The sequence below is a fragment of the Pandoraea capi genome, from assembly GCF_902459735.1.
Taxonomy (GTDB): domain Bacteria; phylum Pseudomonadota; class Gammaproteobacteria; order Burkholderiales; family Burkholderiaceae; genus Pandoraea; species Pandoraea capi.
On sequence record NZ_CABPRV010000004.1, the window covers coordinates 306,643 to 321,299 of the forward strand.

Annotated in this window: 14 protein-coding genes; 5 read left to right on the forward strand and 9 right to left on the reverse strand. The window is 62.3% G+C overall.

Features of this window, described 5'->3' with window-relative positions:
• Positions 1-13 precede the first annotated feature (13 nt).
• On the forward strand, positions 14-1,000 hold the full coding sequence (gene kynA, locus PCA20602_RS11405) for a tryptophan 2,3-dioxygenase (RefSeq protein ID WP_150721323.1): 987 nt from the start codon (positions 14-16) through the stop codon (positions 998-1,000).
• A gap of 362 nt (positions 1,001-1,362) precedes the next feature.
• On the opposite strand, the gene PCA20602_RS11410 is transcribed toward kynA, so the two are convergent.
• Entirely contained in the window at positions 1,363-2,211 is an 849-nt protein-coding gene (locus PCA20602_RS11410) for an IclR family transcriptional regulator (protein ID WP_246182128.1), read from the reverse strand.
• Positions 2,212-2,364: 153 nt separating this feature from the next.
• On the opposite strand from PCA20602_RS11410, the gene PCA20602_RS11415 reads away from it, so the two are divergent.
• Positions 2,365-3,558 carry an acyl-CoA dehydrogenase gene (locus PCA20602_RS11415; protein ID WP_150721324.1) on the forward strand — a complete coding sequence of 398 codons (1,194 nt, stop codon included), beginning with the start codon at positions 2,365-2,367 and terminating at the stop codon, positions 3,556-3,558.
• Positions 3,559-3,918: 360 nt separating this feature from the next.
• On the opposite strand, the gene PCA20602_RS11420 is transcribed toward PCA20602_RS11415, so the two are convergent.
• Entirely contained in the window at positions 3,919-4,557 is a 639-nt protein-coding gene (locus PCA20602_RS11420) for a peroxiredoxin (protein ID WP_150721325.1), read from the reverse strand.
• Positions 4,558-4,782: 225 nt separating this feature from the next.
• Between PCA20602_RS11420 and PCA20602_RS11425 the strand changes: the two genes are divergently transcribed.
• The 3 genes from PCA20602_RS11425 (at position 4,783) to PCA20602_RS11435 (ending at position 6,112) form a co-directional block, all read left to right on the forward strand.
• Positions 4,783-5,091, forward strand: coding sequence for an ElaB/YgaM/YqjD family protein (locus PCA20602_RS11425; RefSeq protein WP_069342666.1), 309 nt, complete (start codon positions 4,783-4,785; stop codon positions 5,089-5,091).
• Positions 5,092-5,184: 93 nt separating this feature from the next.
• Positions 5,185-5,568 carry a phage holin family protein gene (locus PCA20602_RS11430; protein ID WP_150721326.1) on the forward strand — a complete coding sequence of 128 codons (384 nt, stop codon included), beginning with the start codon at positions 5,185-5,187 and terminating at the stop codon, positions 5,566-5,568.
• A 13-nt stretch (positions 5,569-5,581) separates the two neighbouring features.
• A complete protein-coding gene (locus PCA20602_RS11435) occupies positions 5,582-6,112 on the forward strand; it encodes a DUF3318 domain-containing protein (protein WP_174980989.1) in 531 nt (176 codons plus the stop codon).
• A gap of 165 nt (positions 6,113-6,277) precedes the next feature.
• Here PCA20602_RS11435 and PCA20602_RS11440 read toward each other — a convergent pair whose 3' ends face one another.
• The 7 genes from PCA20602_RS11440 to PCA20602_RS11470 form a co-directional block, all read right to left on the reverse strand.
• Positions 6,278-6,793 (reverse strand): GspH/FimT family pseudopilin, encoded by a 516-nt coding sequence (locus PCA20602_RS11440; RefSeq protein WP_150721328.1) that lies wholly within the window; start codon positions 6,791-6,793, stop codon positions 6,278-6,280.
• Positions 6,786-7,427 carry a pilus assembly PilX family protein gene (locus tag PCA20602_RS11445; protein ID WP_150721329.1) on the reverse strand — a complete coding sequence of 214 codons (642 nt, stop codon included), beginning with the start codon at positions 7,425-7,427 and terminating at the stop codon, positions 6,786-6,788. The genes PCA20602_RS11440 and PCA20602_RS11445 overlap by 8 nt, the downstream gene beginning before the upstream one ends.
• Positions 7,406-8,374, reverse strand: coding sequence for a PilW family protein (locus tag PCA20602_RS11450; RefSeq protein WP_150721330.1), 969 nt, complete (start codon positions 8,372-8,374; stop codon positions 7,406-7,408). The genes PCA20602_RS11445 and PCA20602_RS11450 overlap by 22 nt, the downstream gene beginning before the upstream one ends.
• The gene (locus PCA20602_RS11455; RefSeq protein WP_150721331.1) at positions 8,371-8,820 is read right to left on the reverse strand and encodes a hypothetical protein; all 450 of its coding nucleotides are present in this window, start codon (positions 8,818-8,820) and stop codon (positions 8,371-8,373) included. The genes PCA20602_RS11450 and PCA20602_RS11455 overlap by 4 nt, the downstream gene beginning before the upstream one ends.
• Before the next feature lie 496 nt (positions 8,821-9,316).
• On the reverse strand, positions 9,317-9,574 hold the full coding sequence (locus PCA20602_RS11460; protein ID WP_069342659.1) for an acyl-CoA-binding protein: 258 nt from the start codon (positions 9,572-9,574) through the stop codon (positions 9,317-9,319).
• 412 nt (positions 9,575-9,986) lie between these two features.
• Positions 9,987-11,468, reverse strand: a complete 1,482-nt coding sequence (gene adeC, locus PCA20602_RS11465) for an AdeC/AdeK/OprM family multidrug efflux complex outer membrane factor (protein ID WP_069342658.1) — start codon at positions 11,466-11,468, stop codon at positions 9,987-9,989.
• Between the two features lie 3 nt (positions 11,469-11,471).
• Positions 11,472-14,651 (reverse strand): efflux RND transporter permease subunit, encoded by a 3,180-nt coding sequence (locus tag PCA20602_RS11470; protein WP_069342657.1) that lies wholly within the window; start codon positions 14,649-14,651, stop codon positions 11,472-11,474.
• Between the last annotated feature and the right edge of the window lie 6 nt (positions 14,652-14,657).

Below are 14,657 nucleotides of genomic sequence, written 5' to 3' on the forward strand. Positions count from 1 at the left end.
AGGAGCAGTCAGCATGAGCAAGACTTCCCCCACGTCTCACGTACCGACCGGCGAAGACGGTTCGCCGTCGTCGGCTCAGGCATCGTCGGGTGGTTGCCCGTTCGGGCATCGGAGCGACGAGAGCTACGAGACGGCCGGTGCGCCGAAGACCGAGGCACCGGCATCGACGTCGGCGAACGCCAACGCGTGGCACGACGCCCAGCTCGATTTCTCGAAGAGCATGAGCTACGGCGACTACCTGTCGCTCGATCCGATTCTGAATGCGCAGCATCCGCGCTCGACCGATCACAACGAGATGCTGTTCATCATTCAGCATCAGACGAGCGAGTTGTGGATGAAGCTCGCGCTGTATGAGTTGCAGGCAGCGCGCACAGCGGTGCATAACGACGAACTGCCGCCGGCGTTCAAGATGCTCGCGCGCGTGTCGCGCATTCTCGAGCAACTGGTGCAGGCGTGGAGCGTGCTCGCGACGATGACGCCGTCGGAGTATTCGTCGATGCGTCCGTCGCTGGGCAGCTCATCGGGCTTCCAGTCGTATCAGTACCGCATTCTGGAGTTCATGCTGGGCAACAAGAATGTGGCGATGCTCCAGCCGCATTCGCATCGTCCCGATCTGTTCCAGCAGGTCGAGGCGGCCCTCAAGGCGCCGTCGTTCTACGATGAAGTGGTGCGCTTGCTCGCGCGTCGCGGATTTGCGATTGCGCCGGAGCGGCTGGATCGCGACTGGACGAAGCCGACGCCGCACGACAAGACCGTCGAAGCGGCTTGGCTGGAGGTGTATCGCAACCCCTCGCAGCATTGGGAACTCTACGAGATGGCCGAAGAACTGGTCGATCTCGAAGACGCGTTCCGTCAATGGCGCTTCCGTCACGTGACAACCGTCGAGCGCATCATCGGCTTCAAGCAAGGGACCGGCGGCACCAACGGCGCGCCCTATCTGCGCAAGATGCTCGATGTCGTGCTGTTCCCTGAGTTGTGGCACGTGCGGACGTTGTTGTGATTTGGACCTTCACGTAGAGACGGTTTTCGCCGTCTCTTATGCCCGGGGCTGCGGCGCTGAGTGTTTCGGCATTTTGCGGTCCGCCGATGTAACCCATCTTATAGAGACGGCCCTCACCCTCTCCTCTGCCCGGGGCTGCGGCGCTTGCCCGGCCCCTGACTCCGCTCCAATGCTCGTTAAGTCGCTACGTCAGGGGCCGGACAATCACCGCCATCGAATGCCCTATGCGTTGCCGCCCGCAGTGCGCTCGGTGTCGTCGCATCGACGACGGTTGCGAATCGGGTTGGGGGTCGCTCGCAGCGCGACTTAAAACGATGTCGGAGTGCTGCGGGCGACCCCCAAGCCGATTGACCACCGACCGCTTAAGCGTTTCCGCTGAGCCGAGCGGCCAACTGTTTCAACCGGGGTCCGATCTCCTCGCGAAAAACCGCATCGGGAATCGACGACGACGGCCCGCTGCAACTGATCGCGAGCCACCGGTTTTGCCGCACGTCGCGCAACGGCACCGCAACGGCATTCACCCCCTCATGCCAGTCGCGGAACGAGTAACAACACCCCTCCCGCTTGTACGATTCGACGCCCTTGCCGACCCCGGCCTGCAACGCCTCCCACCCCATATTGCGCAGTGCCGCCGGATTCGCGTCGTAGGCGTCATGCAAGTCGGAGAGCATCGTCTCGCGCTCAGTCGGCGTCATGGCCGCGAGATAGACGCGCCCCATCGAACTCGTCAGCATCGACAGACGCGACCCCGCAGTCAAACCCAGCGTGAGATGCGCCGAGTCGCTACGAATCGTCTCGAGATACATCATGTCGAGGCCTTCGCGACAACCGAGTGAAATCGAGCAGCCCATTTCCTTGGCCAACGCCCGCATGTGCGGACGCGCCAGCGTGAGCATGTCGGTACCGTTGAGGAATGCGTAACCGAGGGCCAGCACGCCTGCGTCCAGCGCGTATTTGCCCAGTTCGGCGTCGTAACGCAGATAGCCGAGTTCGGTCAGCGTGTACGCCAGGCGGCTGACGGTCGCCTTGGGCAAACCCGTGCGGGCGGCAAAGTCGCGGTTGCCGAGTAACACGTCGTCGGGCCCGAAGGCCCGCAACAACTCCAGTCCCCGCGCGAGCGCCGTCACGAATTTGCGCTCGTCATGCGACGGCGGCACACCATGCGCCGGGGCACCGGCAAAGGCAGATAGGGAAGTTTTGATCACAGCCATGGCGCACTCCGCTCCCAGTCATCATCAACAGCTTCGGCCAGCGCACGCACTGGCCGTTGCCGGGCAAAAAACTTTAGTGTTAAACTAACTTCGATTTCAGAACATTGTTCCGCATTGCGGAACTTCCGTCAAGTTGAATGGAGGAGAAGGGCCATGGCAGGCAATGCACAGTTTCATTGGGAAGATCCGCTGTTGCTCGACGCGCAGCTCACCACCGACGAGCGCATGATCCGCGATGCTGCGGCCGCCTATGCAAACGACAAGCTCGCGCCGCGCGTGCTCGAAGCGTTTCGTCATGAGCGCACCGACGCTGCGATCTTCCGCGAGATGGGCGAAATCGGTCTGCTCGGCCCGACGATTCCGGAACAGTACGGTGGCCCCGGTCTGAACTATGTGGCTTACGGTCTGATCGCGCGTGAAGTGGAGCGCGTGGACTCGGGCTATCGCTCGATGATGTCGGTGCAGTCGTCGCTGGTGATGGTGCCCATCTACGAATTTGGCAGCGAAGCGCAGAAGCAGAAGTATTTGCCGAAGCTCGCGAGCGGTGAGTGGATCGGCTGCTTCGGTCTGACCGAACCGAACCACGGATCGGATCCCGCCGGCATGACGACGCGTGCCAAGAAGGTCGCCGGCGGCTACGAGCTGAGCGGCGGCAAGATGTGGATCACGAACTCGCCGATCGCCGATGTCTTCGTCGTGTGGGGCAAGCTCGCCGACGAAAACGGCGAGGAGAAGATCCGCGGCTTCATCCTCGAGAAGGGCTGGAAGGGTCTGTCGGCACCGGCGATTCACGGCAAGGTCGGCCTGCGGGCATCGATCACCGGCGAGATCGTGATGGATCAGGTCTTCGTGCCGGAAGAGAATCTGATGCCGGGCGTCTCCGGTCTGAAAGGTCCGTTCACGTGCCTGAACTCGGCGCGCTACGGTATCGCATGGGGCGCACTGGGCGCCGCTGAATTCTGCTGGCACATGGCGCGTCAATATGTGCTCGACCGCCAGCAGTTCGGTCGCCCGCTCGCCGCCAATCAGTTGATTCAGAAGAAACTGGCCGACATGCAGACGGAAATCACGCTGGGCCTGCAAGGTTGCCTGCGTCTGGGCCGCATGAAGGACGAAGGCACGGCAGCCGTCGAAATCACGTCGATCATGAAGCGCAATTCGTGCGGCAAGGCACTCGATGTCGCCCGCCTCGCCCGCGACATGCTCGGCGGTAACGGTATCTCGGACGAATTCGGTATCGCCCGCCATCTCGTGAACCTCGAAGTGGTCAACACCTACGAAGGCACGCACGACATCCACGCGCTGATTCTCGGCCGTGCACAGACGGGCATTCAGGCGTTCTTCTGATCGCGTCGCCCTGCCGGTCGATCGGTCGCCGTCGCCACGATCCGACCGGCGGCGATGATCTCGATGCGCTGAACCGGGCAGACGGCACAAGCAAGGGGCGGGCTTCCGAGCCTTCCCCGGCGGGTGCCGGAGACATCCGGTTCGATGCATCGCCGGAGTTGTCTGGTACGCGCCGTTCTCGCGCCGCATGCAGCGGGCCGTCAATCCCACGAGTGACGGCGCGTACCAAACAAAATGCCAGCTCATCGAGCTGGCATTTTTTTCAACCGGTATACCGGTGCGTAACGTCACGAACGTTGAGAACGTTGAGAACGTTACGTACCGGACGCCCGGCGTACTTACGTATGTCTTGCGACCGGCTTACTTGTTCGGTTGCGGCGTCAGACGCAGGTACGGACGCACGGCCTTGTAGCCCTTCGGGAATTTCTCCTTGAGCACGGCTTCGTCCTTGAGCGACGGCACGATCACCACGTCTTCGCCATCTTTCCAGTTACCCGGCGTGGCAACCGAGTAGTTGTCGGTCAGTTGCAGCGAATCGATGACACGCAGGATCTCGTCGAAGTTACGGCCCGTGCTCGCCGGGTACGTAATGGTCAGACGCACTTTCTTCTTCGGGTCGATCACGAACAGGGAACGCACCGTCATGGTTTCGCTGGCGTTCGGGTGAATCATGTCGTACAGCTGCGAGACCTTGCGATCCTTATCGGCCAGAATCGGGAAGTTGACCGTGGTGTTCTGCGTCTCGTTGATGTCGCTGATCCAGCCCTTGTGCGATTCAGCATCGTCCACCGACAGCGCGATGGCCTTCACGTTGCGTTTTTCGAACTCGCCCTTGAGCTTTGCGGTCAGACCGAGTTCGGTCGTGCACACCGGCGTGTAGTCGGCCGGGTGCGAGAAAAGGACACCCCAGCCATCGCCAAGGAACTCGTGAAACTTGATCGTACCGATCGACGAATCCTGCTCGAAATCGGGAGCGATATCACCCAAACGCAATGTCATTGACGGTCTCCTTGAGAACCTTTCACTCAGTGGGAACAAGACTAAAGGATGCTAAGCTTAGTCAGAACGAATAAAAAATTTGTTCCAAATAACGATTCGAAATATACCGCAGACAGTGTGTTGTTTTCTGGCAACGACGCATTGAAAGCGGTACGATAAGCCCCATATCCCCCGTACCCGCAGCATCTCTATTACGCATTTTCCTCCCAGAATCGGGTAATGACTATGTCGCAAGTGCCCACCAACAAGGAGAAGTTCATGACCGATATCAAATCCGTACTGGCCGACGCAGAAGATCTGCTCAAGCAAGCTGCCAACACGACCGGTGAGCGTGCTTCCGAACTGAGCGACCGCGCCCTGACGCTGCTCAAGCAAGCCAAGGAAAAAGCCTCGGACGTTCAGGTCGTCGTCGTGGAGAAGAGCAAGCAAGCCGCGCGTGCAACCGACGACTACGTGCACGATCATCCGTGGCAAGCCGTGGGCATCGCGGCCGGTATCGGCGTGGTGATCGGTCTGCTGCTCAACCGCAAGTAAGCATCGCCGACGCAAGTCACTTCTCGCCTACTCTGCCGAGGCGGAGCCTGCCTGACCGGTGCGACGGGTCGGGCGGGCCGCCCAGACCAGCCCATGACCGACAATGATCGCACGACCCCACCGCGGCCTTCGCTGCGGCGCCTCGCCGGTGCGTTGCTCGAGATCGTACAGTCGCGCATCGAACTCATCGGTATCGAACTGACTGAAGAAAAGGAACGCCTGATGGGCGTGGCCTTCCTCGGTCTCGCCGCGATGCTCTTCGGCGTTCTCGCCCTCGTGTCGCTGACCGCGCTGGTGATCGTCATCTTCTGGGATACCTATCGCCTCCAGGCCATGACCGGCATCTTCATCGTGTATCTCCTGCTCGCAGGCTGGTGCGCCGCACGCGCACGCAACATTCTGCGCGATGCCCCGATGCCGTTCGAAGCCACACTGGCCGAATTCGAAAAGGACCGCGACGCCCTGCGTCCGGACTGAAGGAGATCTGCCCGTGCCGTTGGAACATCCACAACGTCCACGCCGCCCGCGACAATCGCGACGCTCGCGTCATGACCTGCTTGCCATTCGCAAGGAGCTCGTGCTCACGCGCATCGCGGTCGAGCGCGCAGAGCTGATACAGGCCTCGCATGTCACGCGCGAACGCCTGCGCAATTTCCGCTGGGTTCGCTATCTGCTGCCCGGCGGCCTCGCGAACTTCTCCGGTCTCGGCGGTCTCGCCAATTCCGGCCTCAAGCTCGGCGGTCTGCTCGAACGCTACCCGCTGGTCAGTTCGGTCGCATCGATTGCATTGACGGGCCTGTCGCATACGCCCATCGGTCGCATCGCCCGACGCGGCCTCAAGTGGGGCACGCTCGGCGTGCTCGCCTGGCAAGGCGTCAAGCTCTGGCATGAATCGACGAAATCGTCCGCGTCGCAAGTCAAGGCGCCGGAAGGTGCCGCAACGGCGAACGACAGCGCCACAACCGCATCGGCTAAGGCCAATGCCAGCAGCAACGATCGTGGCACACCGCCGTTGATGTAAACGTATGGTGTCACGCTCGCCGGGCCATGCCCATCAAGCCCGGCGAGCGGACATCGAGACCGGTTGAGCCCGTTGCGACGAAGCAACCTCCCGTGCTTCGCTTGGGTCGCGAGCCTGTGTCACCGCTTCCCTCTTCCGATTTCCTTTGAGACTGACTTCTGCCGACTATGCGTCGCAACGTTTTGCATAGCGCGCGCGTCCGTACGCGTTGATGGTGATGCAGATACGTCGGTCGTGCCCGCTGATTCGCACCGTGCCCGACAGCCGTTTGCGCGCTTCGGTCCCCACGAAGCCGCTCTCCGAAAGTGCAAGTCCCTCCGTGTAGTACAACCCCCATTTCACGTCGATCGACACGCCCTGCGGAAGCGGCGCGTAACGACTTAGCAACGGCTCACCGTCATCGAAGCGATGATTTCGATTCTCGTCGACGAACGTGATCCATCCCCCGCTCAGACTCGCGCCGTCGTGTGGCGCAAAGGCGATCTGGCGATGTCGCGCCATCGCTTCCCCTCGCGCGGTCTGCATCGCTGCCATGAAGGCACGTGCCGTGATGTCCACGCCGACACGACGCCGCACCGCTTCGATCGACGGCGCAACCGCCAACAACGCTACAGCCATGATCGCCATCGCCACGAGACACTCGATCAATGTCACGCCGCGCATGGTTCGTACGCTACACATCGCAATGCTCACGACGACGCCCCGGCACGGCTTTCACAGCCGAACTGTCGTGCCATGCCGCGACCTCGCGCCAGTTCAGCAACCGCGACGCGTAGGACCCGGCCGCCGCACTGGCTTCGTCTCGACGCGCCGACGGCGCTTTCACCTCGTAGATCGCTTGCAGAAAGACCCGCGTGCCCGGCAAATTGCCGCACCCCATCGCGCTGATCCGATAACGACGTATCGGCGACTCCCTCGCCACCTTTGCCGACCCGCCATCGGGATACGCGCCGGTAAAGGCAATTCGCTCGATGAAGTAACGCGCGTTGTCCGTCGGCACGACCGCACGACCATTCCAATCGACCTTTCCCCATCCGGCCGCAAGGTTCGGCTCACGATAGTCAGTGAGATAACTCGCAGCGATGATGTCGCCCGGCCCGGCATCCCATTCGCTCAGCGCTGCTATCTCGGACGCTTGTGCGCCATGCACCAAACGCTCTCGAGCCACCACTAACGCGTTGTCCGCAGCCGCAAAAGCCACCATGCGGTCATTCGTGTATGCGACGAAGCGAGTCGCCATCTCGCGATGCTGCATGCCCGACGCCGCAAGCGCCATGAGTGCCGCCAGCCACATCACCATGAAGACGCCAACCACGTCGCCTCCTCCCCCACGCCACCGTCGTTACGTCGATAGGCCACCGCATTGAAAACATGGAGATGGACATTGCCCGCATTGGAGAGCCATTTGTACTCTCGGCCTCCCGTGTCACCGTCGAAGACTTCGACCGAGCGCCCGACACGTTGCTTACCGCCCGCGCGTGGCGCACCGCGCAACACCAGCGAAAATGCCACTGCGCTCACGTTCTCCCAGCCGCCGGCGCCCATCGGCGGGTTCGGGGGTTTGCGGCGCGCGCTCTTGACCGGTGATATCCAGCGCAGCGGCCCGGTCCCGCCGGCCCGGACCCCCAGTCGGAGATACATCGCTTCCACACCGATGACCAACGCCTGCGCATTACGCAGATCCGTAAAGCGCCCCGCGCGCTCGCCGTAGCGACAAAACAGCGAGGGAATTCCATCCTCTCCCTTGTCGACGTAGAAGATGCCGACGTTGCGGTTGTCGCCGTTACTACGCGCCCTGACGTTCAGGCCTGCGCAATTCTGCACCGCCCCGCTGCCATTGCCGCTGTCGTCGCCAAATCCCGCGCCGTGAAATTGCACCTCGAGAATCGAGCTTCCCTGCCAGCCGCGCTTCGGACACGTATCCACCGTGCTCGCGCACTCGGCGCTCGCGCGTAGTGACGTCCAGTCGCGCTTGCCGGCGTCGCCTAGCGGACGGATCTGGCCCTCGGTGGGATCCCAATTTCGATAGCCGGCCATGGCGACCGCACGCGAGAGTTGCGTCAATGCAAAGCTGGCCCGCTCGTTCACGTCGTATCGTTCGGCCTGCACGCGCCACAGTCGAATACCCGCGAGATAGATCGCGGTGGCCGCTATCACGATCAGTATCCCCAAAGGCATGGCGATCACCCATTCGAGCAGCGTGAAGCCACGAGCATGACGCTTTCGCCCCATCAGCGGAAATCGGCGATGCTGCGTCGTCATGGATGACGTCCGAAGTCAGGCGATCCGTCCGACGCCATATGCGACACCGCGAAGCGATCCCCGTCCGGCATCGCATCAAACGACACAGGCGACACACCGCCGGCACCCGGTAAGTGTTGGTGCGCAGCGAACGCGCCCTCATCGCTAGCAATCAATGGCTTCGCCATCGTCTCCGGCGTCGGGAAATGCTCGGCAGGCGGCATCGCATCGCCCGCTCGCCAGTACCCGCGACCAACAAATGCGCCACCCTCGACGCCCGAGGGCGGCATTGCCATCGCGACCACCTTGGGCGAGGTAACGAGCGCCTGAGACGACATCCCGCCCGCCGTCTGCCAGTGCGCAAACCCCTGCGCACCCGCCATGAGTACGGTCAGCGTGAACATCACATCGAGTAGCGCCGCGCCTCGCGCAAGACGTCGGCTGCGAGCCTGCGGCGTTCGACGCACGGCGCGCGAGGCGTTTTCGGAAGCCGCCGGCGCATGTGATCGTTCGCCTCGCTTCACCCGCAATCGCAACCGCCTGCGTGCCTCGCCCTGCACAGGCTCTCCCATTTGCCGCTGCGGTAGCCCACGCGCACGCGCTATCCGCCGATCGATTCTCGCGTCGCGCGACGCGTGTTGCCCGGTCATAAGCATCATGTAGTGACGGTCCTGCTGCATGGCGCGTCTCCTCATCTCGTTGATCGTTGACGACGCCTCCATCGTCGCGCACCTATGCCACCGAGCCAATCGGACACCACCGCAAAACCCACCCCGTTATGGGCCACCGCATTCTTCAGACACAACGTGACCGGGTGGCGCCAACGCCGGCGCACGCGCCCATAAAAAAACGGCGACCGAAGTCGCCGTTTCTGGCATGTCGCACGAATGCGCTGAACGCGCGACATGGCGGCATACTGCTACGTCACGCTAAGCGCGAAGCCCCCCACATGACGCGTCGCCATCATCCCTTGAGGGATTCGATGAGTTCGACGTAAGCCTGCTGCACTTCGTCTTTCGACTTGCCCTTGAGCATTTCCCAGGCGTCGAACTTGGCGCGTGCAACGAAATCCATCGCACCAGGGCGGGAGCCGGTCACGTCGCCTTCCGTGCCTTGCTTGAACAGCGCATAGATGCGCAGCAGCGTGAGATTGTCGGGGCGTTCGGGCAGCGTCTTGGATTGGGCTACCGCTTCGTCGAAGCGGGCTTGAAGATCGCTCATGGTGTCTCTCCCTGAAAAACAGTCAGCTTATAAGTGTCCCGCGTGACGAACGGCGATGCCCGGCAAGGCACATGTCCACAGTCCTCCACGCTCGGGGTGTTGCGAATACAACGCGATCAAGGATAGCGACGATGGCCTACGCAAGGTAGAGGCCAGCGTAGAAGCCCGCGTCTAAACCTCTCAGGAACTGAATCGATTTTTCAAGGAATTTCGGCACGTGCGTAGCCTGTGGGTCGTGTGTGCGTAACGCGATCCTGTGCACGCCTTCGCCCACACGACGCACCAATGCAAAACGCCCGGCATTGCCGGGCGTTTCGATTCACAAGCTTTCCATCGCAGCGAGACATTCGGTCCCGCCAGACTCATCGAACCCATCAGATGAATCCGGGCGACCTCACGTCTCGCCGTATCTTCACGATGCGGACGGCGCTGACGCAGCACCTGCATTCGCCGGCACACTGCGCTCTTCCCAACCGCCGCCAAGCGCCTTGTACAGCGTGACGAGGTTGGTCCAGCGCGCCAGACGTGTTGCAATCAGCGTCTGTTGCGAGGAGTACAGCGAACGTTGTGCGACCAACGCATTCAGGTAGCTGTCCACGCCGTTGCGATAGCGCAGGTCCGAGAGCTTGTAGCTCTCGTCGCTCGCCTTCACGAGCGATTCCTGCGCGGCGATCTGGTCGTCGAGCGTGCCGCGTGCGGCCAGCCCGTCGGACACTTCGCGGAACGCCGTCTGAATCGCCTTCTCGTAGTTGGCGACTTCGATGCGCTTCTGCACCTTGGCCAGATCGAGGTTGGCGATGTTCTGCCCGCCCGCGAAGATCGGCAGCGTGATGGTCGGTGCGAACGACCAGGCACCCTGCCCGCCCTTGAACAGATTGCTCAGCGACGCGCTTGCCGTGCCCGCATTCGCCGTCAGCGAAATCGACGGGAAGAACGCGGCACGCGCAGCGCCGATGTTGGCGTTGGCACCCTTGAGCGTGTGCTCGGCGGCGGTCACGTCCGGACGACGCAGCAGCAGATCCGACGGCAAGCCGGCCGGCAGATCGGCCAGCAGGCCCTGCCCGTCTAGCGGACGTGCCGGCGGCAGATCGGCCGGCAACGGCTGACCGATGAGCAGCGCCAACGCGTTTTCGTCCTGCGCCACCTGACGCGTGTACTGCGCGAAGTTCGCCCGCGCCGTATCGACCGGCGTTTGCGCCTGACGCAGATCCAGCCCGGAAGCCGTACCCACGTCGAAGCTGCGCTTGGTCAGGTCGTAAGACGATTGCTGACTCTTGAGCGTGTCGGACGTCAGCTTGAGCAGTTCCTGATCGGCCAGCCACGTGAGATACGCCGTCGCCACTTCCGAGACGAGCGTGATGTGCGCTGCCTTGGCGGTGTCCTCGCTCGCCAGATACGTCTCCAATGCCTGATCCTTCAGGCTCTGGATGCGACCGAACAGATCGAGTTCGTACGACGTGAAGCCCACGCCGACCTGATAGCTGCGGCTGATACCGGCACGTCCCGACGACGACAGATCCGCCGGCGAGCGCTGAACCGACGCCTGGCCTGCCGCCCCCACCGAGGGCAGCAGCGCCGAGCGCTGGATCTGGTACTGCGCACGTGCAGCTTCGACGTTGAGCATCGAGACGCGCAGATCGCGGTTGTTCTCCAGCGCGATCTCGATCAGCTTTTGCAGACGCGGATCGGCGAAGAACTCACGCCAGCCCAGTTCGGCGGCCACGACATTGCTGTCGGTGGCGCCGTTCTGATTCGCCGCTGCGGGCGTCTTGTAAGCCGGGCCCGTGGGGAACGACGTGGCAACCGGTGCCTCGGGCCGCTCATAGTGCGGCGCGAGGGTACAGCCTGCCAGGAACGCTGCCGCCAAGGCAATCGGCAATGCTTTGTGCTTCATAGGTCAGTTTCCTTCCTTGGCGGGGCCGTCGGTTGCGTCCGGTTTTTCATGACGTGCTTCCGGATGCTCCACCGTATCCAGATCCTCGTGTGCGAAGCGCTTGCGCACCAGCACGAAGAAGACCGGCACGTAGTAGATCGCGAGGAACGTTGCGGCCAGCATACCGCCGATCACGCCCGTACCGATCGCGTGCTGCGAAGCCGAACCGGCACCGTTCGAGATCGCCAGCGGCAGCACCCCGAGAATGAACGCCATCGACGTCATCAGAATCGGGCGCAGACGCAGTCGCACCGCTTCCATCGTCGCTTCCATCAGTGTGCGGCCCTGCTCTTGCAGATCCTTGGCGAATTCCACGATCAGAATCGCGTTCTTCGCCGACAGACCCACTGTCGTCAACAGACCCACCTGGAAGTACACGTCGTTCGACAACCCGCGCAGCGTCGCGGCCAGCAGTGCACCCAACACACCCAGCGGCACCACCAGAATCACCGAGAACGGGATCGACCAGCTTTCGTACAACGCGGCCAGACACAGGAACACGATCAGGATGGAAATCGCGTACAGCGCCGGCGCCTGCTGACCCGAGATGCGCTCTTCGAACGACAGGCCCGTCCACTCCAGACCGATACCCGGCGGGAGTTGCTTCGCGATCTCTTCGACAGCCTTCATCGCGTCGCCCGACGACTTGCCCGGTGCCGGCATACCCTGAATTTCCACGGCAGGCACACCGTTGTAACGCTCCAGACGCGGCGAGCCGTAAGTCCACTTGCCGGTGGCGAAGGCCGAGAACGGCACCATCGTCCCGCTGGCGTTACGCACGTACAGCTTGTTGATGTCCTGCGGCAGCATCCGGTCCTTCGGTTCCGCCATCACGTACACCTTCTTCACACGACCACGGTCGATGAAGTCGTTCACGTACGACGAACCCCACGAGGCAGACAGCGTCTGGTACACGTCGGAGATCGACAGGCCCAGTGCGGAAGCCTTTTCTTCGTCGACGTCGACCTTGTACTGCGGCGTGTCGTCCAGACCGTTCGGACGCATGTTCGCCAGGTTCGGGTTCTTCGCCGCCATGCCAAGCATCTGATTCCGGGCCGCCATGAGCGCGTCGTGGCCGAGGCCTGCGCGATCCTGCAACTCGAAGTCGATACCGCCCGCGTTACCGAGTTCCGGCACCGACGGCGGGTTGATGGCGAAAATCATGGCGTCCTTCACGCTGGCGAAAGCCTGATACGAGCGCGCAATCACGGCCTGTACCTTGAGGTCGGACGCCTGACGGTCTTCCCACGGCTTCATCATCGTGAACGCCAGACCCACGTTCTGACCGCGGCCGTTAAAGCCGAAGCCCGTCACCGTGAAGATCGAACGAACCGAATCCTTTTCCTTCTCGAGGTAGTGCTTCTCGACCTGCTTCATGACGTCGAGCGTACGTTCCTGCGTCGCACCCGGCGGCAATTGCACGAGGTTGAAGAAGTAACCCTGGTCTTCGTCCGGCAAGAACGCCGTCGGCATACGCACGAACAGGAAGCCGACCGCCGCCACGATCACGACGTAGACGATCATGAGCGGCGCGGTGCGCTTGAGCAAACGCTCCACCTGCCCCTGATACGCCTTCGAGCCGCTGTCGAACTTGCGGTTGAACCAGCCGAAGAAGCCGCGCTTCTCGTGGATTTCGCCCTTCTTGATCGGCTTGAGGATCGTTGCGCACATGGCCGGCGTGAGCACGATAGCCACCAGCACCGACAACGCCATGGCCGCCACGATCGTCAACGAGAACTGACGATAGATGGCACCCGTCGAGCCGCCGAAAAACGCCATCGGCACGAACACCGCCGAGAGCACCAGCGCCACACCCACCAGCGCGCCGACGATCTGATCCATCGCCTTCTTCGTCGCTTCCTTCGGACTGAGCCCCTCCTCGGCCATCACCCGCTCGACGTTTTCGACCACCACAATGGCATCGTCGACGAGCAGACCGATGGCCAGCACAAGGCCGAACATCGAGAGTGTGTTGATGGAGAAGCCCGCGGCACCCATGATGCCGAACGTACCGAGCAGCACCACCGGCACGGCAATCGTCGGGATGATCGTCGCCCGCAGGTTTTGCAGGAACAGATACATCACCAGGAACACGAGCACGATACCTTCGATGAGGGTCTTGATCACTTCCTCGATCGAGATCTTCACGAACGGCGTGGTGTCGTACGGATAGTCGACCTTCATGCCCTGCGGGAAGTACGGCTCCAGCTCGGTAACCTGCTGCTTGACGGCAGTCGCCGTTTGCAGCGCGTTCGCCCCCGTGGCCAGCGTAATCGCCAGACCGGCGGCAGGCTTGCCGTTGTAACGGGCCACCACCTGATACGACTCACCGCCCAGCTCGATGCGCGCCACGTCACCCAGACGCACTTGCGAGCCGTCCTTGTTGACCTTGAGCAGAATCTTGCGGAACTGCTCCGGCGTTTGCAGACGACTCTGGGCCGTCACGGTCGCGTTGAGCTGCTGGCCCTTCACCGCAGGCGCGCCACCCAGCTCACCCGCTGAGATCTGCACGTTCTGCGCCTGAATGGCGTTCGAGACGTCGATGACGGTCAGGTTGTAGCCGTTGAGCTTCTGCGGATCGACCCACACGCGCATGGCGTATTGCGAGCCGAACAACTGGACCTGACCCACGCCGTTCACACGGCTGATCGGATCCTGCACGTTGGCGGCAATGTAGTTCGCCAGGTCGATGTCGGTCATGTTGCCGTCATCGGAATACGCGCCGATCACCAGCAGGAAGTTCTTGGTCGCCTTGGCCACCTTGATACCCTGCTGCTGCACCTGCTGCGGGAGCAGCGGCGTGGCGAGCTGCAGCTTGTTCTGCACCTGCACCTGCGCGATGTCCGGGTTCGTGCCTTGCGCGAACGTCAGCGTGATCTGAGCGGTGCCCGAGCCGTCGGACGTCGACGACATGTATTCCAGGTGGTCGATACCGTTCATCTGCTGCTCGATCACCTGCGTGACCGTATCCTGCACGGTCTGCGCCGAAGCGCCCGGGTAGGTCGCGGTGATCTGCACCGACGGCGGTGCGATCGGCGGGTACTGCGAGACCGGCAGCTTCAGAATCGAAAGCGCGCCGGCCAGCATGATGACAATGGCGATCACCCAAGCAAAGATCGGGCGATCGATAAAAAACTTTGCCATGAATGA